Raw genomic sequence first — 23,323 nt, 5'->3', positions numbered from 1 at the left:
CTCCATCCATCGAACTCAGGAGGTGAAGACGGTGCGCAAACGACTGCTGCATCTGCTGCTGTGCGCGGCCCTGGTGCTGTCCCTGTTGGCGGTCCCCACCGCCGGGGCGTCCAATCTGGCCTTTGTGGCCGTCAACGACACCATTCCCCTGACCCTTTCCGGCGGGGAACTGCCCTTTTACGCCAACGGGACCTACTATGTACCCTACACGGTGTTTTCTTCCGTGGATATCTACCCGGTCTATTCAGCGACCGCCAATACGGTGACGCTGACGGACCGGACGGGCCGCCTGGTCTATGACCTGAGCGGCGGCGGCGTCACCGATGAAAACAACACCACCCAGCCCCTGGGAGCGGTGCTCCGGGGCGGCGTTATTTTCCTGCCTGCCGCCTATTCCGCCGCCCATTTCGGCGTCCAGTGCAGCGTTCTCACCAGTGCCGGCGGCTATACGGTGGTGCGCTTCACCACCGGCAGCCAGGTCTATGACGACAATCTGTTTATCACCAAGGCGGAAAATCTCATTGCCTACCGGGTGGAGCAGTATGAGTCCGCTCAAACGAAGCCGGAACAGCCCAGCCAGCCGGGGACTTCCACGCCCACCACACCCCAGCAGCCCACCCAGCCGGGGACGGCGCCGGAGCCGGAGCAGCCGGAGGAGGGCGAACCGGTGACGGTCCATCTGGCCATCACCGACGGGGCCACCATGGCCCAATCTCTGGCCCTGCTGCAAACCGAAACTCTGCCCGCTGTGTTTTTCTTCACGGAACAGGAGCTGTGGGAGCAGCCCGATCTGGTCCGGCAGCTCACCGTGTCGGGATATGCCGTCGGCCTGACGGTGGACAGCAGCGACAACCGCCCCATGGAAGACGCGCTGCGGGCGGCCAACGATGCTCTGGATGCGGTCCTGGGCCGTAAGACGCTGCTCTGTCTGCTGCCGGAGACGGCGGAGGCGGCAGCGTTGGAGAACCGGTACTGTGTCTACTACCAGCCGTCGGCACGGCTGACGGCCACCGCCGCGTCCAAATCCCATGGAGAATCGGTGCTGCTGATCTGTGACAGCACCCAACTGTCGGCGGGCCTGACGATTTTGCAGGAAGCCGAGGCCAAGTTTGCCCAACTGACGGAAACCACTGTGTTGTCGTAAGCGCTGGTGCAAATCCGTACCACGCAACGCGGCGGGGGCAACCGACCGGTCGCGTGATTTTCCGGACATAACCAAGGGCGGGACGCAAGTCCCGCCCTTGTGAATCCTATGGAACATCAGCCATTTTTCATATACGTCAGATAATCGGGGCCGACATAAACCACCCGGTTATTCTGGATGTAAAAGCCGATATTCTCGCCCCATTCCCCTTCGCCTTCCACGGCATAGGCGATTTCGTCGTCTTCGTTCTCCAGATCGACATACAGCGCCACAAACCAGCAATACTCCAGAATCGCCTGGGGGCTCTCCAGGGGCGGCAGTTCAAACGCCTCCTCCAGGCCGTCGCCTGCCTGGGCGCAGTCTGTGAGCTGTTTGCAAATTTCCTGAATCACAGCGTCCGGAAGGTGGTTGAACGCCTCCACACAGCGTTCGGCGCACTCCATCCAATCGGGGCTGTCTCCATTGGCGTAAACACAGAGTGTGTTGCCGTCCTCATTGCGGAAAAATTGACTGTCAAATTCTCCCTCACCAGTTTCCTGCTGTTTCCAACGGATCATCGCGGATTCCTCCTTGTACTAGTTTCATTGCGCCGCAGTCGGCTTTGACGCGCTTCTTTTGTGAAAAGTATAGCACAGAACCCCGGACAATTCCATATGTTTCCTACCGCATCCGTTACCGGCGGATAAACAGACCGGCCCGTCGTGCCATTGTAAACTGCACGGCGGGCCGGTATTTATTCCGTTGTTCCAGCCATCAGCCGGAGTTTCTGCTGGCGGGTCAGCTTTTTGATGGCCGCCTCCCGCCGCATGGCCTCCGAAGCGGTGTCGAAGGTCTCATAATAGCACAGCGCCACAGGCCGCCGGGTCCGGGTGTATTTGGCCCCTTTCCCGGCGTTGTGGGTTTCCACGCGGTGCTGTAAATCGTTGGTCCAGCCGGTGTACAGCGTCCCGTCGGCACACCGGAGGATATACGCGTAACAGCGATTATTTTTCACGGGCCACAATCAGGCGGACCTGGCCGCCGGCAGGATAGCCCAGCTCGTCATACCACGCTGTCAGCGTATACCGGTCCGTATCCTCCACGGAGGACGCGGGAACCGCGAAATATTCGCCGTCGGACACCACATAGACCTGCACACGGTCGCTGACCGTGTAGGTTCGGTTCCCCACCGTAGCCGTGGCCCCGGTCAGGCTGGTGAGCGTGGCGCTGCTGATGTTTTTCATCTGGTCCACGACGCCCTTGTTGTATTCGATCACGCCGCCGCCCACCTGGAGGTGGTACATCCAGTCCACAGAGGTATAGGTCTGGGACTGGCCGTTGCGCAGGTAGGAATACTGGCCCTGGTAGGAGGGAACCTTTTCATCCACGTCGTCAAATACCGCCGTGAAGAGGACATAATCCTCGGCGTCGCCGGTGGCGTCCCGCAGAATCAGCCGGTCAATCTTCCCCTGGCTGTCCATGTGGTAGAACAGCACATTGTCCCGCTCCAGCGTCACACCGGCCAGGCGCTTGGGATAGATCCGCACAGCGCTGCCGGAGCTGCTGGAATCCAGGATTTCCACCTGATCGGACAGGGTGTACGTTCCCAAGGACGTACCGGTGCTGTTGACCTTACCGGACAGGGCCAGAATGCCCTGCCGCTCCACCACGGACTTCTGTCCGTAATCCACCCGGACCACGCTGCCCACGTCGTAGGCATAGGAACCGGTGAAGGTGCGCTCCACACCGTCGGTACACAGGACCTTCAGCGTCTGCTCCACCACCGCGTCGCCGCCCGACGTAACCATGGACTGCTGGGCCGCACTGGTCACCACACCGTAGTAGGTACCGGCGGCGGAGGATACGTCGCAGACGTCGGCCACGCCGCCGTTCATGCCCAGCAGCAGCGTCACCGTGTCGCCGATGCCGTATTCGCCCTGGGACGACAGTTTGTGGGCGGCGGTGGAGGATTCAATGGCATAGGTGTTGCCGGCCACCGTCACCGACGTGGGAGCCACCGCGGAGGGGCTGGCCGCCGTATAGGTACCGGTGATGCGGTTGGAATAGACCCATACCGTCTGCAAATTGGTGTTATAGTAGTAAATATCGTAGTTTGCCACCTGACTCCAGTCGGCGGCGTGGCCGTTGCGGTACACGGTGGCACTGTTCCGGTCAAAGGGCAGGGACACGGTGCCGGACACGGTGAAGGGGCCTTCGGTCTCCGACGTCACTAGGGAACCGTAATCCACATGGCCGGTGGAATCCAGAGTATAGCCCAGGGTCTGACCGTAGATCTGGCCGCTCTTGGTCTCCGTCGCCAGCAGGTTATAGAAGAGCCACGCGCAGTCCATGCGGCTCATGGCCTGGCCCTGGCCCTTGGAGAAGCCCGCGTGCAGGCCCAGAGCGTTGAACTTGGACAGCTGGGCCGCCGGATAGGTACCGGCCAGGTCCGCATTGGTGTAGCCCAGGACCCGCAGCGCCACCGTGGCCGCCTCCTCCAGGGTGATGGAGCTGTCGGGATGGAAGCTGCCGTCCAGATAGCCCAGGAGCCAGCCGTTATCCACGGCGGTTTTGATGTACTCCACCGCCCAGTGGTCGCTTTTCACATCGGTGAACAGGGAGTATCCGCCGCTGCCGCCCACGGTGTCCCTGTAGGGCGACGCCGCCACCAGCATTTTACAGAACTGGGCCCGGGTCACATTGCCCGAGAGATTGAGATTGCCGTTCTGGTCGCCGTTGAGGATTCCCAACGCCTGGACCGTGGCCACCGGCTCGCCGGTGGTTTCGGCGGCGGCGGCCGGCAGGGCCAGGAGACCGGCCAGCAGCGTCAGGGCCAGAAACAGGCCCGTCAGTCGTTTCCACATAATCGTATTCTACCTCCTAGTCGTGACGCAGTGCGTCGATGGGATTGAGCCGCGCCGCCTTTTTGGCGGGCAGATAGCCGAAGAGAATGCCAATGGCCACGGAGATGCCCACGGCCAGGGCGATGGAGCCTGCCGACGGCGTCACCGCCAGATCGGTGTCCAGAGCGTTGACGATGATGACCGTGGCCAGACTGGACAGCGCCTGACCGAAGGCGATGCCCACCGCGCCGCCGATGGCGCTGGTGGTGGCGGCCTCAATGACAAACTGGCTCATGATGTACCGTTCCTTGGCGCCCAGCGCCTTGCGGACGCCGATCTCTCTGGTCCGCTCCGACACGGACACCAGCATGATGTTCATGATGCCGATGCCGCCCACCACCAGGGAGATGGCGGCAATAGCCGCCAGGACGGTGATCATCACATCCAACATCTGGGTCATCAGGTCGAGAATCTCCGCCATGGAGATGACCGTGTAGGCGTTCTCGTCCTCAAAGATATCAAAGAGTTCTTTTTCCAGCACGCCCTTGGACCAGGTGGACTGGTTCACATCGGTGACCGTGACGGTATAGCTGGAAATGGTGCCCATATTGCTGAGCCGGGCCGCCGTGGTATAGGGGACAAAAATGGCGTTGTCGCTGCTGTATTCGGTGCTGTCGCCGATCTCCTTCAGGACGCCCACCACCGTAAAGGGGGTGCCGCCGATTTTGACGGTCTGGCCCAGGGCGTTGCCGCCGAAATACTCCTGATTGAGATAGGTACCCACCACACAGACGCGGCTGCGCTTGAGCATATCCACATATTGCAGTCCCCGGCCCATGGACACGTCGTAGTCCTTGATGGTGAAATAGTCCTCGCTGACACCGGTGATGGAGGTGCTGGTAATGGTGTCGGTACCGATTTTGGCGGCAGACTGCATGGACACCGTGGGGGACAGCAGCTCCAGGGCGTCGCTGTTGCGGGCTACGATCTCGTACATGTCCTCGTCGGAGACGGTGCGGCCGGTGCCGCGGCCATAGATGGACACGGTCAGGGTGTTGGTACCCATGGACTCGAACTGCTCGGTCATGTAAATTTCCATGCCGTTGCCCATGCCCACAATGACAATGACGGCGGCCACACCGATGATGATGCCCAGCATGGTGAGAAACGACCGCATTTTGCTGGTGCGGATGTTGCTCACCGCCATTTTGAAGGATTCCATGACGTTCAAGCGGGAGCACCTCCCGTCTCACCGGCGGCCATGCCGCCCCGGACGAACGCCTTGGGGTCGTCGGAGGGTCCGTCGTAGATCACCCGGCCGTCCTCCAGGCGAATGATCCGCTTGGCCGTGGCGGCGATGGAGTTGTCGTGGGTGATCAAAACCACCGTGTTGCCCTGCTGGTTGAGCCCCTGGAGGATGTTGAGGACCTCCCGGCCCGTCTTGGAGTCCAGCGCGCCGGTGGGTTCGTCGGCCAGAATCACCGACGGCATCCCCACCAGAGCCCTCGCGATGGAAACACGCTGCTGCTGGCCGCCGGACAGCTGATTGGGCCGGTGCTTGTACTTTTCTTTCAGGCCCACGCTCTCCAGCGCATCCATGGCCCGCTGTTTCCGCTCCTTCAGGGGAACGCCGGCGTACATCAGCGGTACCATGACGTTTTCCAGCAGCGTCAGCTTGGGCAACAGGTTGTACTGCTGGAAGATGAAGCCCAGCATTTTGTTGCGGATTTCCGCCAGCTGGTTCTTGTTCATCTTGCCTACGTCCTGGCCGTCCAGGAGGTAGCGGCCGGAGGTGGGCACGTCCAGACAGCCGATGATATTCATGCAGGTGGACTTACCGGAACCGGACTGGCCCACAATGGCCACAAACTCCCCCCGGTATATCTCCATGGAAATCTTGTCGGCGGCCACCACAATACTGTCGCCCATGTGGTACAGCTTGGAGACTTCTTCAAAGGCGATCAAGGGTGTTTCCATCAGAAGCCGCCTCCGCCGCCCGCGGGCATCCCGCCGCCGCCTCCGCCACCGGGTCCGCCGCCGCCGGGCATGGGCTCCGCTTCCACCACCATGGTCTCCGAGCCCATGGGGCCGTACATCTCATCCATCAGACTGGACGCCTCAAAGGTGGGCTGGATGTAGGCGATCACATCGCCGTCGCTGAGACCCTCGGTGACCTCGATGTAGTCGCCGTTGGTCTCGCCCAGTGTGACCTCCACATACTCGAAGCCCGCGGGAATGCCGCTCTCGGCGGTTTCGCCCTTGGGGGTCTCCGTGGTATCGCCGGTCTGTACCAGAATCTGATTGCCCCGCTCCACGGCCTCCACCGGCACGGCCAGCACGTCCTGCTTCTCCGACACCACAATGGCGCCGTCCACGTTCATGCCGGGCAGCAGACCGTCGGTGTTGTCGATGCGGACCGTGACGGGATAGGCGGTGACGCCGCCGGAGGTGGTGCCGTTGATGCTGACCTTGGTGACCGTGCCCTCAAAGGTCTGGCCCTCCACGGCGTCGGCGGTGATGCGGACCTTCTGGCCCACGGCCACCTGGCTGATGTCCAGCTCGTCGATGTTCATAGTGAACGTCAGATAGCTCAAATCGAAGATGGTACATAGCTGCTTGCCCGCCTCGGCGTTGTCGCCCTGCTTGTACGTCTTGTCCACGATGGTGCCGTCGATGGGAGAGGAAATGGTGTAGTTGTCCAGGCTGTCCTGCTGGCTGTCCAGGCTCAGCTTGGCATCCTCCACCTGATCGGCGGCATTCTGAAGCTGATCGTCCAGGGTGTCGCTGGAGAGGACCACCAAAACCTGATCCTTGGAGACCGTGTCGCCCTCCTTGACCGGCACGGACGATACCTCGCCGGAGGTCTTGGCCATGACGGTCTTCTCAGCGGCATAGGCAAAGGTACCGCTCTGGGCGCAGGCCGAAGTACCTACGGTGGCCGTGGCCGTGGTGGTATTGGTGATGGCGCCGGGGTTGGAGACGCTGATCTCCACATTGCGGACGATGCGGTTGCCGCTGAGGACCGTATCCGAAGCGCTGATGGAGGTAACGGTGCCGTAGACCGTCTCAAAGGAGCCGTCCACCGTCACCTGGGCCGACTGGCCGATGGTGAACAGCGCCGCCTCATCGGCGGGGAAGGGCAGTTCGATGGTCATGGTGGCGCTGTCGCGCAGGGTGGCAATGGTCTGACCCATGGCCACCTCGTCGCCCACCTCCACCGCCAGGTCCACAACCTGTCCGGCGGTGTTGGCGCGGATGCTCAGATCGTCCAGGCTGTCCAGCAGCTGGTCATAGGACCGCTGGGCCTGGGCCACGGCGTTTTCCGCCCGCTCCAGACTGTTGCCGGCGTCGGAACTGTCGATGGTGTAGAGGACGTCGTCCTTTTTCACCGTATCGCCCTCTTCAAAGTCCGCGGTCAAAATCTCACCGGCCACCAGACCGGTGACAATATAGGAGTCCGCCGGTTCCAAGGTGCCGGAATAGGACAGTTCGGTGGTGATGTCCTGCCGGGTGACGGTCTCGGTGGTGTACGCCGCCGTCTGCCGCTCCTGTCCCTTGCCGCTGCCGCCGAAGGCCCAGAGGCCGCCGCCCAACAGCGCCAGAACAATTACAGCGGCGATGATTTTCCGCAGACGTTTTTTAGACGGCGCCGGTTCTACCGCCACCGCCCCGTCCGTCTGCTTCTTCTTGAGAATCCCCATGATTCATAAATCCTTTCCGGGCCAAGACACTGCGGCCCATAATCTGTCAGTTGTAGTATACTACAATAGCGTGGGAAATTTTATCAACAAATTGTAAAGAAACCGCCGGAAGTCCGACGGTTTTTTTCCAGATTAACCCTATAGGAATTGTACCGCAGGTCGGATGTACCGCTCCACATCGGGACATTCCCGGTCCATGGCTTCCAGAACCATCCAGGTAGCCAAGGCGTCGTCGGAGGCCCGGTGGCTGTTGCAGGCGAAGTCGTCCAGACCATAGGCGGTGATGGCGTGGCACAGCTTGTGGGGCTTGGGACGGCGGCGGCGGAATACCTGCAAGACGTCCAGGGCGTCGGCCTGGGCCAGCACCGTCTCGTCGCCGTAGCCCCGGAGGAGGGATTGGAGGAACCGCAGGTCAAAGGGGGCGTTGTAGGCGGCCAGAAGGGTCCGGCCGGAACGGACCATGGCGGCGAAGTCGTCGCAGCCCTGGGCGCGGTCGATGCCCTCGCGGATGAGCATGGATTCGGTGATGCCCGTCAGTTTGGTGATAAACCAGGGCAGGGCGCAGCCGTCGGGGAGCCGCAGCAGCTGATCGTAGACAGAGGTGACGGCGGGTTTGCCGTCCCGGACCGTGACGGCAACGGCGGCCAGTTCCACCACATGGTCCAGATGGGGCCGGAGGCCGGTGGTCTCCGTGTCCACCACCAGAATGGTGTCGTAAGTCGAAAACAGTCGTTCCATGATAACTCCTTTAAACCCCAATCAAAAGTTTTACTCGATTTTTTCAAAAAATCGCCGGGGTCCAGGGGGCAGCGCCCCCGGTCGCCCGTCGCAACGGGCGAAATTCCCCATCGCCCCAAAGCGCCATCCGCAGATGGCGCAAGCCCCGGCCGCAGGCCATGGTCCCCGCCGCCGCCCCGCGTGGTGGGGACCATCCATGCCCTTCGACAAATCGGGCGTGCTGCGCTTGCAGCACGCCCGTTGGCTTATCTCTTGTTGTACGCCTCGATGCCCAAGGCCAGCAGATCCATGGCCCGCTCCAAATCCTCCTGCTTGAGGATATAGGCGATGCGGATTTCATTTTTACCCTTGCCGGGGGTGGCGTAAAAGCTCTCGCCGGGGGCAAACATAACGGTCTCCTGGTGGTCGGCAAACTCCTCCAGCAGGAACGTCTGGAACTTGTCGGCGTCGTCCACGGGCAGGGCCGCCATCAGATAGAACGCCCCCTTGGGCTCCTCACAGATGACGCCGGGAATCTCCTTGAGCTTGCGGACCACCGTGTCGCGGCGGCGCTTGTACTCGGCCTTGGTCTCGGCGAAGTAGCTGGGGTCCACGCCGTAGAGGGCGGCGGCGCCGATCTGGTCCAGGGTTGCCACAGACAGACGGCCCTGGCAGAACTTCATGCACTCGTCCATGAGGGTCTGGTTCCGGGACACCAGCGCGCCGACGCGGGCGCCGCAGGCGGAGAACCGCTTGGAGACCGAATCGATGATGACCACATTTTCCGCCGCGTCGGCAAAGGACAGCATGGTGAGCAGATCGTCGGTTTCGTAGGCAAACTCCCGGTAGACCTCGTCGCAGATCAGATACAGGTTGTGGGCCTTGGCCAAGTCCTTGAACATTTCCATTTCTTCCCGGTTCAGGGCGACGCCGGTGGGGTTGCCGGGCGTGGTCAGCAAAATGGCGCGGGTGTGCTCGTTGATGCGGCTCTCGAACTTCTCCCGGTCGGCGTACCGGTAGCCCTCCTCCGGCGTGGTGGGCACAGGACAGACCACGCCGCCGGCGGCGCGGATAAAGGTGGTATAGTTGGGATAGAAGGGCTCGGGCACAATGATTTCGTCGCCCTCGTCGAGAATGGACAGCATCAGCATCATCAGGGCTTCGCTGCCGCCGTTGGTGATGAGAATGTCCTGCTCCCGCAGGGATACGCCCAGGCGGCCGTAATAGCCCTGTACCGCCGTCACCAGCTCCGGCACACCGGCGGAAGCGGCGTACTCCAGAACCCGGGGCTGGGACTCCCGGATGGCGTCAAAAAAGGCCTGGGGCGTGGAAATGTCCGGCTGGCCGATATTCAGATGGTAGATGCGTTTTCCCTGGCGCATGGCCTCCACGGCCAGCGGATGAAATTTCCGCATGGGCGACAGTTCGCAATTTTGGACTCGTTGTGAAATGTGCATGATTCAATCCCCTATCTCTATACAAAACCGCACAAACCGGCGGTGCAAAAATGCTGCGATTATCATTTAGTATACCATGACGGTCCGGCTCTGTCCAGCAGTTTTCCCACAATTTACGGGGCAATTTGACGGAAACCGCCCCCACCCCTTGCGTTTTCTTCGGTTCTGTGGCAGACTAAAGGGCAAAAAGGAGGTGGAACCCATGGTGTTGACCTGTACAGCCCGGCGGAGCGGTCCCCTGCTGTCCTTTCTGCGGACGGAACTGGAGTTGTCGTCGTCCCTGGTCAAATCGCTGAAAACCGGCGGCGTCTTCCGTGTCAACGGCACGCCGGTCTTTACCGATTTCCCTGTGAAGCCCGGCGACGTGGTAACGGCCCTGCTGACGGAGGACCCGCCGGACTTCCCTGCCGAGGAGCTGCCGCTGGACATTCTATATGAAGACGAGGCCCTGCTGGCCGTGGACAAGGGGCCGGGCCTGTGGGTCCACCCCTCCCCCAGTCGGTACACCGGCACCCTGGCCAACGGTGTGGCCGGGTATTTTGTCAGGACGAACCAGCCCTGCGGCGTCCATGTGGCGACGCGGCTGGACCGGGACACCTTCGGCGTGGTGCTGCTGGCCAAACACGCCCACATCCACGCGCTGCTGTGCCGGTCCCAGCGGGCCGGGCAGCTCCGCAAGGTCTACCATGCCACGGTCCGCGGCGCCATGCCGGAGCACAGCGGCGTCATCGACCTGCCCATCCGCCGCCGGGACGGCGGGAGCCTTTTGCGGGAGGTGCATCCCGACGGGCAGCCCGCCGTGACCCGCTACCGGGTGCTGGACACGGCCGGCGGGCTGAGTTTGCTGGAACTGGAACCGGTGACCGGCCGGACCCACCAGCTCCGCGTCCACTGTGCCGCCCTGGGCTGTCCCATTCTGGGAGACCGGGACTACGGCGGCGGCTGTACGGCGGCAGCGTACCAGCAGCTGTGCGCCGTCTCCCTGACGCTGCCCCATCCCCTCACCGGCGAACCCCTGACCATTCGTTCCCGGCAGCGGCCATTTTTTCCAAAGTTTTTGGAGGCAGACGGTTGAGACAGCGGAAAAAACGATGTATAATGTTGGATAGCAAACAACGCGGCGTTGCCGCAGCAAGAAAATGGAGGTACATTCCAATGTTTGAAAATCTGATTGAGATTTTGAAGGCCAACCCCCGCAAGATCGTCTTCACCGAGGGCCCCGACGCCCGGATTCTGGAGGCTGCTGCCCGTCTGAAGCAGGGCGGTTTCCTGACCCCCATCCTGGTGGGCAACGTGGAAGAGGTCCAGGCCAACGCCAAGAAGGGCGGCTTTGACATCGACGGCCTGGAGATTCTCGATCCTCTGACCTACGAGGGCATGGACAAGATGGTGGAGACCATGGTGGAGCTGCGCAAGGGCAAGATGACCGCCGACGAGTGCCGCGCCGCGCTGTCCAAGGGCAACTACTTCGGCACCATGCTGGTGAAGATGGGCCTGGCCGATGCGCTGCTGGGCGGCGCCACCTACTCCACCGCCGACACGGTCCGTCCCGCTTTGCAGCTGGTGAAGACCAAGAAGGGCGCCCATCTGGTTTCCTCCTGCTTCATCCTGTGCCGCGGCGATGAGATGCTGGCCATGGGCGACTGCGCCATCAACATCTCCTACGAGGACACCCTGGACAAGGAGGGCAATGTGGTCCTGTCCGCCGCCGACAAGCTGGCAGAGGTGGGCGTGGAGACCGCCAAGACCGCCAAGGTCTTCGGCATCGAGCCCAAGGTGGCTTTCCTGAGCTACTCCACCAAGGGCAGCGGCAAGGGCCCCGGCGTGGATCTGGCCCGCACCGCCTGCGAGAAGGCCAAGGAGATGGCTCCCGAGTTCGCCATTGACGGCGAGATGCAGTTCGACGCCGCCGTGTCCCCCACTGTCGGCCAGCTGAAGTTCCCCGGCTCCAAGGTGGCCGGCTACGCCAACACCTTCATTTTCCCGGAGATTCAGTCCGGCAACATCGGCTACAAGATCGCCCAGCGTCTGGGCGGCTTCGACGCCTACGGCCCCATTTTGCAGGGTCTGAACGCTCCCATCAACGACCTGTCCCGCGGCTGCAACGCCGAGGAGGTCTACACCATGGCTATCATCACCGCCGCCATGGCCTAATGGCGTCCCAATAACTACATTGCGCCGCTGTCCTCAAGGACAGCGGCGCAATTTTTTCACAAGAGCACACCGAAAACCGGAACGATAAACGCTTTACTCGATGGTTTAAAAAATCAAGTAAAGCGTTTATCGTTTAGTCTGTTTTGGTTATGCAAATGTACGGACCTGGAGGGTCAGCCGCTTGAGGACCTTGGACTTCTCCAGCCAGACAGCCAGGGGCAGGCCCAGAATGACCATGACGGCCAGTTCACCGGCGGCCACCTGCAAGCCGTTCACCAGAAAGCCCTGCCAGAACGCGTCTGGGGTATAGACGGCGGCCAGCATGGCACCCACCATAACGCCGTTGACGATGGTCGTGGGCAGGGGCGTCAGCCACTTGGTGCGGAGTTTGGCGGTCCACAGGCAGCCCAGCAGCGTGGCAGCGGAGCCGATGATGGTATCCAGCGGAGTCACCGACGAGAACAGGTTTGCCACCAGGCAGCCGATAAACAGGCCCAGCGAGGTCACCGGTGCAAAGAACGGCAGTACGCAGAGGGCCTCGGAAATCCGGAACTGAACCGGTCCGTAGGCAAAGGGCGCAATGGCCAGGGTGATGACGGCATAGAGGGCGGCAATAACGCCGCAGAATGCCAGGTCGCGGGTGGTGAGTTTTTTCATCTTGTTTTTTCCTCCTAAAATGCAACGACGGGCCAAAGTGTAAACACTTCCGCCCATCTCAAAGTCGCCGCCGCTCTTTTGGAGCGCCGGCAGTCCCTAGTTTTGTTTATCGACAGGATGGTTACGAACTGTCTATGCAATTTTGGAACAGAGGATATCATAACAAACCCCCGCCGGTTTGTCAATAAAAAACCGGCGGGGATGAACCATTTTACTTGGTCTTTTCCTGGAAATCGGCCATCAGGAAGTCCTGGAGCTTTTTGAGGGTTTCCTCGGCCTTGCCGCCTACGCTCTTGCCGTCGATGGTGGCGGCGGCCATGCAGAAGGAGCCGGAGGAGGATACGATCACCTCGTCGGCGTCGAAAAGCTCGGCCACGGTGAACGGCGTCTCGTCCACGGCCACGCCCAGAGCCTTGCAGGCCCGGATCAGGTTTTGCCGGGCGATGCCGGGCAGAATCAAATGGTCCGTGGGATGGGTCTTGAAGACGCCGTCTTTGAGGATGTGGACGTTGGAATGGGCGCACTCGGTGACCATGTCGCCCCGGTGGAGCACCGCCTCGTCACAGCCCGCCTCATGGGTCTTCTGAGCCGCCATGACGTTGGGCAGCAGGTTCAGCGTCTTGATGTTGCAGTGGAGGAACCGAGTGTCCTCCAGAGTGATGAGGTTCAGCTTGCCGTAGGTGTCCTGGACCTCGGCGGGCCGCAGCATAACCCACAGGTTGCCGGGGCCTTCGGTGGGCAGATGGTTGCGGATGCCGGTGCCGCGGGTCAGCTGCCAATAGACAAACTGGTCGCCGCTGTCCACCTTCCGCACCAGATCGGACAGCAGGGTTTTCAATTCCGCCTTGGTGCAGGGGATTTCCATGCGCAGCAACGCCGCCGAATTGAAAAAGCGGTCCACATGCTCGTCCAGGCAGTAGATCACATGGTTGTGGGCGTAGGTGGCGTCGTAGACGCCGTCGCCGAAGTAGCAGACCCGGTCCAGCATGGGAACGCTGATCTCATGCAGCTCTCCAATGGTACCGTTGTAATAACCCAGGGTTTCCATCTGACATTCCTCCAAATCCATGATGAAACGGAATCAGTCCTTCTTTTTCCGTTCCAGATATTCCTCGTACATCCGCTGGCGCAGGAGCCGCAGCTGTTCGCTGTAGCGCTTGGACCGGGCCGACGGGTTGTTCCGCAGCAGGAGCCGTTTGTCCAGGGTCATCCGCTGGCGGAAACCCTCGCGGGCCTGTTCCCGCCGGGCCTTCCAGGCGGCCAGATCGGCGCGGAGCTTGGCGACGGTCTCGCTCTGCTCCCACCGTTCGGCAGCCTGCTCCCAGGATTCAATCCGCTTTTGCAGCGCCTCGCCGCCGTCGGGCAGCTTCTCCAGGAACCGCTCCCGGCTCTGCTCCATATGCTCCGCCATGCGCTCCTGCAACTGCCGGGCCTCCTCTTTGGCCTTTTCCGAATAGGCTTCCAGCTGTTCCAGCAGCTTCCGCAGGTCCAGGGCCGTCTTGAGGGACACGGCCAGATCGGCCAGGAAAATGCCGGAGAGAATCAGGGAAAGGAGTTGGGCCACACTGTCCGGCAGACCCAGAATCACCCGTTCCATGCCCCGGTGAATCCACTCCACCAGCACCACGCTGAGGGCGCCCCAGCACAGGGACGTGAACAGGCAGATATGGCCGTTCAGGTTCATAAAATTATCGGAGTAGTCCCAATAGCGGACCTTAAAAATGGCCTCCATGGCCATTCCTGTAAAATATTCCAACACCGACGCGGCGAGCATGCCCAGGAAGAACACGGCCACGGGATGGGTCCGCACCGGCAGGGTGGCGAACAGAATGGCGATGGCGCCGAAGCCGTAAATGGGGATGACTGGGCCGTTGAGAAAGCCGCGGTTGACCAGTTTTCGGGTCCGGCAGGATACAAAGGTAGACTCAATACACCAGCCGAAAAAGCAGTAGACCAGGAAAAAGAGCACCCACTGTGATACCGTATATCCGTCCATTGCACCGCCTCCCAGCGCGTCACTCATTTCTATACATTATGCCAAATCCGTCGGCAGATTGCAACCGCTTTTCCGAGAACCGCCGTGCGCCCGTGGAAATTCTATGGTACAATCAGAGAAAACCGCCGGGAGGTCTGTCCATGTATTACCGCTCCATCAATGAGGTACTCAAGGCACAATACGGATGCAAGGTCTATAAATTGGCCCTGGACGGGGGCTTCACCTGTCCCAACCGGGACGGGACACTGGGGACCCGTGGCTGCATTTTCTGCGGCGGCGACGGCAGCGGCGCCTTTGCCGCCTCCGGTTCGGACGTGGCCGGCCAGCTGGCGGCGGCAAAAGCCCGGGTATGTGCCAAGGGCGGTAAAAAATTCATCGCCTACTTTCAGAGTTTCACCAACACCTATGGGCCGGTGGAGCGGCTGCGGCCCCTGTATGAAGCGGCCATGGCCCCCGACGATGTGGTGGCGCTGTCGGTAGCCACCCGCCCCGACTGTCTGCCGGAGCCGGTGCTGGACCTGCTGGGGGACCTGAACCGAAAGAAACCGGTCTGGGTAGAACTGGGCTTGCAGACCATCCACGAAACGACGGCCCGATACATCCGGCGTGGCTGGGAACTGCCGGTCTTTGACTGGGCGGTGCTGGAATTAAAGCGGCGGGGCATCACGGTCATCGTCCATGTGATTCTGGGGCTGCCCGGCGAGACGCGGGAACAAATTCTGGAGACGGTGGACTATGTGGGGCAAAGCGGCGCCGACGGCGTCAAGTTTCAGCTGCTCCATGTGCTGGATGATACGGATTTATATGCGGATTACGTAGCCGGGAAGTTTCGGACGTTGGAGTTGGAGGAATACGCGGCCCTGCTGGCCGATTGTGTGCGGCATACGCCGCCCCAAATGGTCATCCATCGGCTCACCGGAGATGGTTATAAAAAGCACTTGGCCGCGCCGTTGTGGTCCGGGGACAAGAAACGGGTTTTGAATACCATCCATCGGTATTTCCGGGACCATGACGTTATCCAGGGCCAAAAATTCACCGACAACCCAAAGTAAAAAGTTTTACTCGATTTTTTTCAAAAAATCGCGGTTTCCAAAGGCAGCGCCTTTGGTCGCCCGTCGCAACGGGCGAAACACCCGCGCCGCGCACGGGGCGAAATCCCCTGTCGTCCAAAGCGCCATCCGCAGATGGCGCAACCCCCACGGCAACGCCGTAAGGCCGCCGTCCCCACCCCAAAGCGGGTGGCGGACGGCGGCCTTCTCTTGTACGTATTCGCCCCGGCGCACCAGTATGCGATATCTGATACCGCCGAGAGCATATGGTTCCCGCCATCCCCCCCCCGCAGGGGGCGGCGGCGGGAACCATGGCCGTTGGCCGGGGATTGCGCCATCTGCGGATGGCGCTGGGAACGATTGGAGAATTTCGCCCGCTACGGCGGGCGGGTGTTTCGCGCCGTGCGCGGCGCGACCGGGGCTCTGCCCCTGGACCCCGCGATTTTTTGAAAAAAATCGAGTAAAACTTTTAATTGCGCGTGATTTAGGTTCTCAGGCTCCGGGAGACATTATCCAAAAACTGCTTGATCGCTCCCGCGCCGTCAAACTGCTGCATCTGTCCCTCCTGGGTCACCAGCAGCGTAGGCGCCTGCCGGATGCCCAGGTCCATCGCCAACTGGGTCTGCTCCTCGGCGTCGATTTCCTCGTAGGCCATGCCCACAATCTCCAGATACCGCTTGACCAGCTTACAGTTGGGACACGTCTTGGCGGTGAACAGGTACACGCCGTCGCTGAGTCCACAGAGATCGGCCGTCTCCTCTTTCGCCACTTTCACGCGGCATGTGTTGGGCAGCTTGGTGGCGTCGCCCACCACATACAGCTTCCGTTCCTTGAACTCCTGGGTCTTACCCTCGTTCCAGTTCTGCACCGGGCGGTAATAGCCGGTAATCCGGCTGTAGACTTCGGTTTTTGCGCCGCAGTGGGGGCAGGTGTACTGCTCGCCGGTGAGATAGCCGTGTTCCGCACAGATGGAATAGGTGGGCGACATGGTGTAATAGGGCAGCTCGTAGTTTTCCGCAATGGTCCGCACCAGTCGGGCCGCCGCTTTCCAGTCCGGCAGCTTCTCACCCAAAAAGGCGTGGAACACCGTGCCGGAGGTGTACTTGGTCTGGAGCTTGTCCTGGATGTCCAGGGCGGCGAAAATATCCTCGGTGAAGCCCACGGGCAGATGGGAGGAATTGGTATAGTACGGGGTGCCGCCGGGCTGGGCCGCCGTGATGATATCCGGATACTTTTCCACATCGTGCTTGGCCAGACGATAGGTGGTGGACTCGGCGGGCGTGGCCTCCAGGTTGTACAGGTCGCCGTACTGCTCCTGGTAGTCGCTCAAACGCTCCCGCATATGGTCGAGAACCTCCGCCGTGAAGTCCTGGGCCGCCGGATGGGTCAGGTCCTCGCCAATCCAGCGGGCATTGAGACAGGCTTCGTTCATGCCCACCAGGCCGATGGTGGAGAAATGGTTGTCGAAGGTACCCAGATAGTGCTTCGTATAGGGGTACAGTCCCTCGTTCAGCAGCTTTGTGATGACGGTCCGCTTGATTTTCAGGCTGCGGGCCGCCACGTCCATCATGTGGTCCAGCCGCTCGTAAAATTCCTCCTGGTTCCGGGACAGGTACGCGATGCGGGGCATATTGATGGTGACCACGCCCACGGAGCCGGTGGATTCGCCGGAGCCGAAGAAGCCGCCGGATTTTTTCCGCAGCTCCCGCAGGTCGAGGCGCAGGCGGCAGCACATGGAGCGGACGTCGGAGGGCTCCATATCGGAGTTGATATAGTTGGAGAAATAGGGGGTTCCGTACCGGGCCGTCATCTCAAATAGGAGTTTATTATTCTCCGTCTCGGACCAGTCGAAATCCTTGGTGATGGAATAGGTGGGAATGGGGTACTGGAAACCGCGGCCGTTGGCGTCGCCCTCGATCATGATCTCAATAAACGCCTTGTTGACCATGTCCATCTCTTTTTTGCAGTCGCCGTAGGTGAAATCCTGCTCCTTGCCGCCGACAATGGCCGGCAGATGCTCCAGGTCCTTGGGCACGGTCCAGTCCAGGGTGATGTTGGAGAAGGGCGCCTGGGTACCCCAACGGCTGGGGGTGTTGACGCCGTAGACAAAGGACTGGATGCACTGCTTCACTTCTTTCTGGTCCAGATTGTCCTTTTTGACAAAGGGGGCCAGATAGGTGTCGAAGGAGGAGAACGCCTGGGCGCCGGCCCACTCGTTCTGCATGATGCCCAGGAAGTTGACCATCTGATTGCAGAGGGTGGACAGATGGTTGGCCGGAGACGAGGTGATCTTGCCGGGGATACCGCCCAAGCCCTGCTGGATCAGCTGCTTGAGGCTCCAGCCGGCACAGTAGCCGGTGAGCATGGACAGGTCGTGGAGATGGATATCCGCGTTGCGGTGGGCGTTGGCGATTTCCTCGTCGTAGATCTCGGAAAGCCAGTAGTTGGCCGTGATCGCGCCGGAGTTGGAGAGAATCAGGCCGCCCACGGAATAGGTGACCGTGGAGTTCTCCTTCACCCGCCAGTCGGTGACGTTGACGTAGCTGTTGACCGTCTCCTTGTAGTCGAGAATGGTGGAACGGACGTTGCGCAGACGCTCCCGCTGCTTGCGGTAGAGGATGTAGCTCTTGGCCACGTCCGTATAGCCGGCGGATTGCAGTACCGCCTCCACGCTGTCCTGAATGGCTTCCACATCGATGACGCCCTTTTCAATTTTGGGCTCATAGTCTGCCGTGACCCGCAGCACCAGCAGGTCGATGATATCGTCCGTATACTGGCGGTTTCTGGCGTCAAACGCCTTGCGAATGGCAGTGCCGATCTTCTGAATATCCACAGGGACAATTTGGCCGTCCCGCTTGCGAACCTCATACATATGCTGATCTCTCCTTCGTGCCGATCGTAAAAAAAATCCCGTTCCCCTCTTGGAGGAACGGGTACAGCATACCACGTCGGCGCGCCGGAATCAATGGGCAGAAACCACAGAATCTTGTCGTTATAATCTCTCGTCACCACAAGATATTGTGTTATGTCCCCCTCAATTCGACACTGGGGACCCAGGGCAGAACCACCTGCCGGAGCGCCTCCATCTCCTGTGGAGAAAGGCCCGTACAGCCCCGTGACAACAGGGTTTCCCCATCCACAAAGGACTGGAGAAAATACCGTTTGGCACCGGCAATCCACCGGGCCAGAGCTTCCATATTTTCCCTGTTGTGAAATTGCCCAACCACCGTCGTGCGGAACTCAAAATCCACCGGTTCCGTCAGCAGGTACGACACCGATTCGACCACAGGCGACAAATCCAAAGTGGGAATGCCCACGGTGACGCCGTAGTGTTCCTGGCAATTTTTTACATCCATGGCCACATAGTCCACCAGATTCGCTTCCACCAGCTGCCGCAGCTTGTCGGGAAAGCTGCCGTTGGTGTCCAGCTTCACTGCGTAGCCCAGGTCCTTGATGGCCCGCAGGGTGTCCGCCAGATCCTTGTGGAGCAGCGGTTCACCGCCGCTGATGCAGACGCCGTCGAGCACCCCCTGCCGCTTGCGCAGAAACGCCAGCAGCTCCGCCGCGTCGAAGGTCTCCGCCGTCCGCCGCACCAGCGCGCCGTTATGGCACCAGGGGCAGCGGAAATTACAGCCCACGGTAAAGGCCGTGCAGGCCAGACGGCCCGGAAAATCCAAGAGCGTCAACTTCTGTAACCCGCCCAATTCCATGCTTGCGCCACCTCCCAAACAGCAATACAGGCTTGATTATACTCCCCCGCTCCATGGGGTGCAAGCCAAAAAGCGCCGGTAATTTTTGTGGAAAACTCCATCTTCTGTGGACAACTCTGTGAAAATGTGTAAAACTTCTGAAATCTGTTTAAAAATTCGACATACTTTCACAAGGTTGCACAGGAGTTTCCAAAGCCTTCCACAGTTCCCTGTGTACAAAACGGTGTTTCTTCTTTTTTGATGCACTTGGCTAATGCAGCACATCCACCCCACACGGAAAGAAGTCCTTGACAAGTGGGCGAACCGGGCGTACAATAGCGCCATAGGCAATGACGAAGACGGTCCAGTCCGACTCCTTTGCAGAGAGCCGCCGGTTGGTGCAAGGCGGCAGGGCAGCGGACAACGGCGACCCATCCCTTCCGAGCTGAGAATGCAAACGCCCGCGGGGTCAGTAGTGTTCTCCGAGCAGCACAGCGTCAGTGTGCAGGGATTGATAGATCCTATGAGGTGGCGTCCGGCAATAGCCCATGGCGCAATTTGAGTGGTACCGCGGAATGCAGATTCCGTCTCAAAGCTTTTTCGTTGCTTTGGGACGGATTTTTTTATCCCCTCCCAGGCAGGACCTTACAACATTTTAGGAGGTTTGACCCATGGAATCCAACACCGCATCCCACAATCAGCTGCTGGAGATCGCGTCGCGCATTGCGGAAATGCGCGCCATCAGCGGCTTCTCCGTGGCGGAGATGGCCCAGAAGACCGACACCACTGTGGAGCAGTACCGCAGCTACGAGGCCGGTAAAGTGGATTTGCCCTTTACCTTTATCCACAAGTGCTCCCTGGCCTTCGGCATCGGCATCACGGACCTTTTGGAGGGCGAAAGCGCCCGTCTGACCACCTACACCGTCACCCGCAAGGGCCAGGGCATCACCACCGCCGACGAGGATGGCATTCTGATTCAGAATATGGCCCCGCTGTTCAAGCACCGTCTGGCGGACCCCTACTACGTCCGCTATTCCTATTCCGAAGCCCAGCAGTCCCAGCCCATCGCCACCACCACCCACAAGGGCCATGAGTTCGATCTGGTGCTGGAAGGCTCCCTGCGGGTCCGGGTGGGCGACCATGAAGAGGTCCTCCACGCCGGCGACAGCATCTACTATAAATCCTCCACACCCCACGGCATGATCGCCGTGGACGGCAAGGACTGCACCTTCCTGGCCATGATTATGAACGGCGACAGCGACGAAGAAAAATCCCTGCCCTACTTTGCCCCCAGCGCCCCCGACCGCAAGCTGCCCCTCCTGTGCGAGGAGTTCATCAAGACCACCGAGGACGAGCACGGCGCGCTGCAAACAATCGAATTTGTCAATGACGAGCACTACAATTTTGCCTTTGACACGGTGGACCGTCTGGGCCGCACCTATCCCGACAAGCTGGCCATGCTCCACATCGACAAGGACCTCAACGAGCGCCGCTTCACCTTCAAGGATATCAAGGAGTATTCCAGCCAGGCGGCCAATTACTTCAAATCCCTGGGTATCCAGCGGGGCGACCGGGTCATGCTGGTGCTGAAACGTCACTATCAGTTCTGGTTTGCCATTCTGGGCCTGCACAAGCTGGGCGCCATCGCCATCCCCGCCACGGACCAGTTGCAGGAACACGACTATGTGTACCGCTTCCAGGCCGCCGAGGTCAGCGCCATTGTGGCCACGGCATCCGGCCATACCCCCGGTGAAATCGAAAAGGCCGAGGGCCAGTGTCCCAGTCTGAAGACGAAGATTCTCGTGGGCGGCAGCCGTGACGGGTGGCACGACTTTGACGCAGAGTTCGGCCTGTTCTCCCGGCGGTTTGTCCGGGAGGCCGACGCCCCCGGCGGCGACGACCCCATGCTGATGTTCTTCACCTCCGGTACCACCGGCTACCCCAAAATCGCCGCCCACAGCTATAAATATGTGCTGGGCCACTTTATCACCGCCAAATACTGGCACTGTGTCCAGCGGGACGGCATCCACCTGACCATCTCCGACACCGGTTGGGGCAAGGCGCTCTGGGGCAAGCTCTACGGCCAGTGGCTCTGCGAGGGCGCGGTCTTTACCTACGATTTTGAGCGGTTCGACGCCCACCAGATTCTGCCCATGTTCGCCAAGTACAACATCACCACCTTCTGCGCGCCGCCCACCATGTACCGCATGATGATCAAGCAGGATTTGAGCCACTACGACCTCAGCTCCATCCGCCACGCCACCACCGCCGGCGAGGCACTGAATCCGGCGGTTTTCGAGCAGTTCTACAACGCCACGGGCTTGCAGATCATGGAGGGCTTCGGCCAGACGGAGACGACGCTGACCATCGCCACCCTAGTTGGCACCCAGCCGCGCCTTGGTTCCATGGGCAAGCCCATCTGCTCCTACGACATCGACATCCTCAACAGCGAGGGCCAGAGCTGCGGCGTGGGCGAGAACGGCGAGATCGTGGTCCGCACCAGCGAGCACATCCCCAACGGCCTGTTTAAAGGCTACTACCGCGACGAGGCGCGCACCAGGGAGGTCTGGCACGACGGCTACTACCACACCGGCGACGTGGCCTGGCGGGATGAGGACGGCTACTTCTGGTATGTGGGCCGGGCCGACGACGTCATCAAGTCCTCCGGCTACCGCATCGGGCCTTTTGAAATCGAGTCGGTCATCATGGAGCTGCCCTATGTGCTGGAGTGTGGCGTATCCGCCGCCCCCGACGAAGTCCGGGGCCAGGTGGTCAAAGCGTCCATCGTGCTGACCAAGGGCACCGAGGGCACCGAAGCCCTGAAAAAAGAGATTCAGAACTATGTCAAGGAGCGCACCGCACCCTATAAATACCCCCGCATTGTGGTGTTCCGCGACGAATTGCCCAAGACCATCAGCGGCAAGATTCAGCGCAATCAGCTGTAAAACCTGTTCTGCGGCGGCAGGGGGAACGTACCCCGCCGCCGTATTTTCCTTGCGTTCTCCCCGATTTGTGCTACAATACCTACTAGGTGATTTGTTATGAAACCCCATCGCATTACCCTTTTTGCCGGCCATTACGGCTCCGGTAAAACCAATATCGCCATCAACTATGCCGAGCAGCTGGCCGCTTCCGGCAAGGCCGTCACCGTGGCGGACCTGGACATCGTCAATCCCTATTTCCGCTCTGCCGACAGCCGGGACCGGCTGGCCGCCCAGGGGATTCGGCTCCTGTCGTCGCCCTACGCCGGGTCCAATGTGGACCTGCCGGCGCTGCCCCAGGAGATGTACGCCATCGTGGACGATACCAGCCGCTATGCCGTCCTGGATATCGGCGGCGACGACCGGGGCGCATTGGCCCTGGGCCGGTACGCCCCCGGCATCCTCAAAGAGGGCGATTACGCGTTCTATCTGGTCATCAACGGCTACCGGCCCCTGTCCCACGACGCCCCGGACACATTGGAAATTCTCCGGGAGATTGAGACTGCCGGCGGCATCCGGGCCACGGCCCTGGTCAACAACTCCAACCTGGGGCCGGAGACCACGGCCCAGACGGTGCTGGATTCCCTGTCCTACGCCGAGGAGGTATCGCAGCGCAGCGGCCTGCCCATCGCCATGACCACCGTGGATGCCCGGCTGCTGCCGGAGCTGCAAGACAAACTTCCCCATCTGCTGGGCCTGACGCTTCAGGCCCGGGATTTCTTTTAGGAGGAACCATTTTATGGCAACTGTTACGTTCCAGGAGGATCAGTGCAAGGGCTGCGGCCTTTGCGTCAACGCATGTCCCAAGAAGATTCTCCGCCTGTCCGCCGACCGCATTAACGCCAAGGGCCACCACCCGGCGGAGATGACCGACGCCGCCGCCTGTGTGGCCTGCGCTTTCTGCGCCACCATGTGTCCCGACTGCGTCATTACCGTAGAAAAGGAAGAGGTGTAAC

General features: G+C 60.7%; 20 protein-coding genes. 7 read left to right on the top strand and 13 right to left on the bottom strand.

Features of this window, described 5'->3' with window-relative positions; all coding sequences use genetic code 11:
• Nucleotides 1-31: 31 nt before the first annotated feature.
• Nucleotides 32-1,144 (top strand): hypothetical protein, encoded by a 1,113-nt coding sequence (locus ACTQ33_RS11935; RefSeq protein WP_441464820.1) that lies wholly within the window; start codon nucleotides 32-34, stop codon nucleotides 1,142-1,144.
• Nucleotides 1,145-1,260: 116 nt separating this feature from the next.
• Here ACTQ33_RS11935 and ACTQ33_RS11930 read toward each other — a convergent pair whose 3' ends face one another.
• The 8 genes from ACTQ33_RS11930 to ACTQ33_RS11895 form a co-directional block, all read right to left on the bottom strand.
• A complete protein-coding gene (locus ACTQ33_RS11930; protein WP_441464819.1) occupies nucleotides 1,261-1,701 on the bottom strand; it encodes a DUF6985 domain-containing protein in 441 nt (146 codons plus the stop codon).
• A gap of 176 nt (nucleotides 1,702-1,877) precedes the next feature.
• Nucleotides 1,878-2,138: a GIY-YIG nuclease family protein gene (locus tag ACTQ33_RS11925; RefSeq protein ID WP_441464818.1), complete on the bottom strand. Its 261-nt coding sequence runs from the start codon at nucleotides 2,136-2,138 to the stop codon at nucleotides 1,878-1,880.
• A complete protein-coding gene (locus ACTQ33_RS11920; RefSeq protein ID WP_441464817.1) occupies nucleotides 2,128-3,987 on the bottom strand; it encodes an S-layer homology domain-containing protein in 1,860 nt (619 codons plus the stop codon). Before ACTQ33_RS11920 ends, ACTQ33_RS11925 begins: the two co-directional genes overlap by 11 nt.
• Before the next feature lie 16 nt (nucleotides 3,988-4,003).
• On the bottom strand, nucleotides 4,004-5,188 hold the full coding sequence (locus ACTQ33_RS11915) for an ABC transporter permease (protein WP_441464859.1): 1,185 nt from the start codon (nucleotides 5,186-5,188) through the stop codon (nucleotides 4,004-4,006).
• Nucleotides 5,189-5,193: 5 nt separating this feature from the next.
• A complete protein-coding gene (locus ACTQ33_RS11910; protein WP_441464816.1) occupies nucleotides 5,194-5,943 on the bottom strand; it encodes an ABC transporter ATP-binding protein in 750 nt (249 codons plus the stop codon).
• Nucleotides 5,943-7,667, bottom strand: a complete 1,725-nt coding sequence (locus ACTQ33_RS11905) for an efflux RND transporter periplasmic adaptor subunit (RefSeq protein WP_441464815.1) — start codon at nucleotides 7,665-7,667, stop codon at nucleotides 5,943-5,945. The genes ACTQ33_RS11910 and ACTQ33_RS11905 overlap by 1 nt, the downstream gene beginning before the upstream one ends.
• 138 nt (nucleotides 7,668-7,805) lie before the next feature.
• Nucleotides 7,806-8,405 (bottom strand): 3'-5' exonuclease, encoded by a 600-nt coding sequence (locus ACTQ33_RS11900; protein ID WP_441464814.1) that lies wholly within the window; start codon nucleotides 8,403-8,405, stop codon nucleotides 7,806-7,808.
• Nucleotides 8,406-8,650: 245 nt separating this feature from the next.
• Complete coding sequence (locus ACTQ33_RS11895; protein WP_441464813.1) at nucleotides 8,651-9,841, bottom strand: pyridoxal phosphate-dependent aminotransferase; 1,191 nt, start codon at nucleotides 9,839-9,841, stop codon at nucleotides 8,651-8,653.
• Nucleotides 9,842-10,043: 202 nt separating this feature from the next.
• Between ACTQ33_RS11895 and ACTQ33_RS11890 the strand changes: the two genes are divergently transcribed.
• Both ACTQ33_RS11890 and pta read left to right on the top strand, forming a co-directional pair.
• Nucleotides 10,044-10,916 (top strand): RluA family pseudouridine synthase, encoded by an 873-nt coding sequence (locus ACTQ33_RS11890; RefSeq protein ID WP_441464812.1) that lies wholly within the window; start codon nucleotides 10,044-10,046, stop codon nucleotides 10,914-10,916.
• A gap of 80 nt (nucleotides 10,917-10,996) precedes the next feature.
• Nucleotides 10,997-11,995 carry a phosphate acetyltransferase gene (gene pta, locus ACTQ33_RS11885; RefSeq protein ID WP_441464811.1) on the top strand — a complete coding sequence of 333 codons (999 nt, stop codon included), beginning with the start codon at nucleotides 10,997-10,999 and terminating at the stop codon, nucleotides 11,993-11,995.
• Nucleotides 11,996-12,142: 147 nt separating this feature from the next.
• Here the strand turns inward: pta and ACTQ33_RS11880 are convergent, their stop codons facing one another.
• From ACTQ33_RS11880 to ACTQ33_RS11870, 3 genes are all read right to left on the bottom strand, one after another.
• Nucleotides 12,143-12,652 carry a QueT transporter family protein gene (locus ACTQ33_RS11880; RefSeq protein WP_441464810.1) on the bottom strand — a complete coding sequence of 170 codons (510 nt, stop codon included), beginning with the start codon at nucleotides 12,650-12,652 and terminating at the stop codon, nucleotides 12,143-12,145.
• Nucleotides 12,653-12,863: 211 nt separating this feature from the next.
• Nucleotides 12,864-13,700: a D-amino acid aminotransferase gene (locus ACTQ33_RS11875; protein WP_441464809.1), complete on the bottom strand. Its 837-nt coding sequence runs from the start codon at nucleotides 13,698-13,700 to the stop codon at nucleotides 12,864-12,866.
• 33 nt (nucleotides 13,701-13,733) lie between these two features.
• Entirely contained in the window at nucleotides 13,734-14,648 is a 915-nt protein-coding gene (locus tag ACTQ33_RS11870) for a putative ABC transporter permease (protein WP_441464808.1), read from the bottom strand.
• A 140-nt stretch (nucleotides 14,649-14,788) separates the two neighbouring features.
• Between ACTQ33_RS11870 and ACTQ33_RS11865 the strand changes: the two genes are divergently transcribed.
• A complete protein-coding gene (locus ACTQ33_RS11865) occupies nucleotides 14,789-15,700 on the top strand; it encodes a TIGR01212 family radical SAM protein (RefSeq protein ID WP_441464807.1) in 912 nt (303 codons plus the stop codon).
• 481 nt (nucleotides 15,701-16,181) lie between these two features.
• Here the strand turns inward: ACTQ33_RS11865 and ACTQ33_RS11860 are convergent, their stop codons facing one another.
• On the bottom strand, nucleotides 16,182-18,569 hold the full coding sequence (locus ACTQ33_RS11860) for a ribonucleoside triphosphate reductase (RefSeq protein ID WP_441464806.1): 2,388 nt from the start codon (nucleotides 18,567-18,569) through the stop codon (nucleotides 16,182-16,184).
• Nucleotides 18,570-18,720: 151 nt separating this feature from the next.
• Nucleotides 18,721-19,407: an anaerobic ribonucleoside-triphosphate reductase activating protein gene (locus ACTQ33_RS11855; RefSeq protein WP_441464805.1), complete on the bottom strand. Its 687-nt coding sequence runs from the start codon at nucleotides 19,405-19,407 to the stop codon at nucleotides 18,721-18,723.
• Between the two features lie 650 nt (nucleotides 19,408-20,057).
• Between ACTQ33_RS11855 and ACTQ33_RS11850 the strand changes: the two genes are divergently transcribed.
• The 3 genes from ACTQ33_RS11850 (at nucleotide 20,058) to ACTQ33_RS11840 (ending at nucleotide 23,322) form a co-directional block, all read left to right on the top strand.
• Nucleotides 20,058-22,331: an AMP-binding protein gene (locus ACTQ33_RS11850; protein WP_441464804.1), complete on the top strand. Its 2,274-nt coding sequence runs from the start codon at nucleotides 20,058-20,060 to the stop codon at nucleotides 22,329-22,331.
• A gap of 96 nt (nucleotides 22,332-22,427) precedes the next feature.
• Nucleotides 22,428-23,093 (top strand): hypothetical protein, encoded by a 666-nt coding sequence (locus tag ACTQ33_RS11845; protein ID WP_441464803.1) that lies wholly within the window; start codon nucleotides 22,428-22,430, stop codon nucleotides 23,091-23,093.
• Nucleotides 23,094-23,106: 13 nt separating this feature from the next.
• Nucleotides 23,107-23,322 (top strand): 4Fe-4S dicluster domain-containing protein, encoded by a 216-nt coding sequence (locus ACTQ33_RS11840; protein WP_441464802.1) that lies wholly within the window; start codon nucleotides 23,107-23,109, stop codon nucleotides 23,320-23,322.
• Nucleotide 23,323: the final 1 nt, after the last annotated feature.

Origin of the sequence: Candidatus Avoscillospira sp. LCP25S3_F1, from assembly GCF_052117125.1 — a bacterium.
Lineage (GTDB): Bacteria > Bacillota > Clostridia > Oscillospirales > Oscillospiraceae > Avoscillospira_A.
The sequence above is the reverse complement of the archived record's forward strand: the minus strand, read 5'-3'. Positions and strand labels throughout refer to the sequence as shown.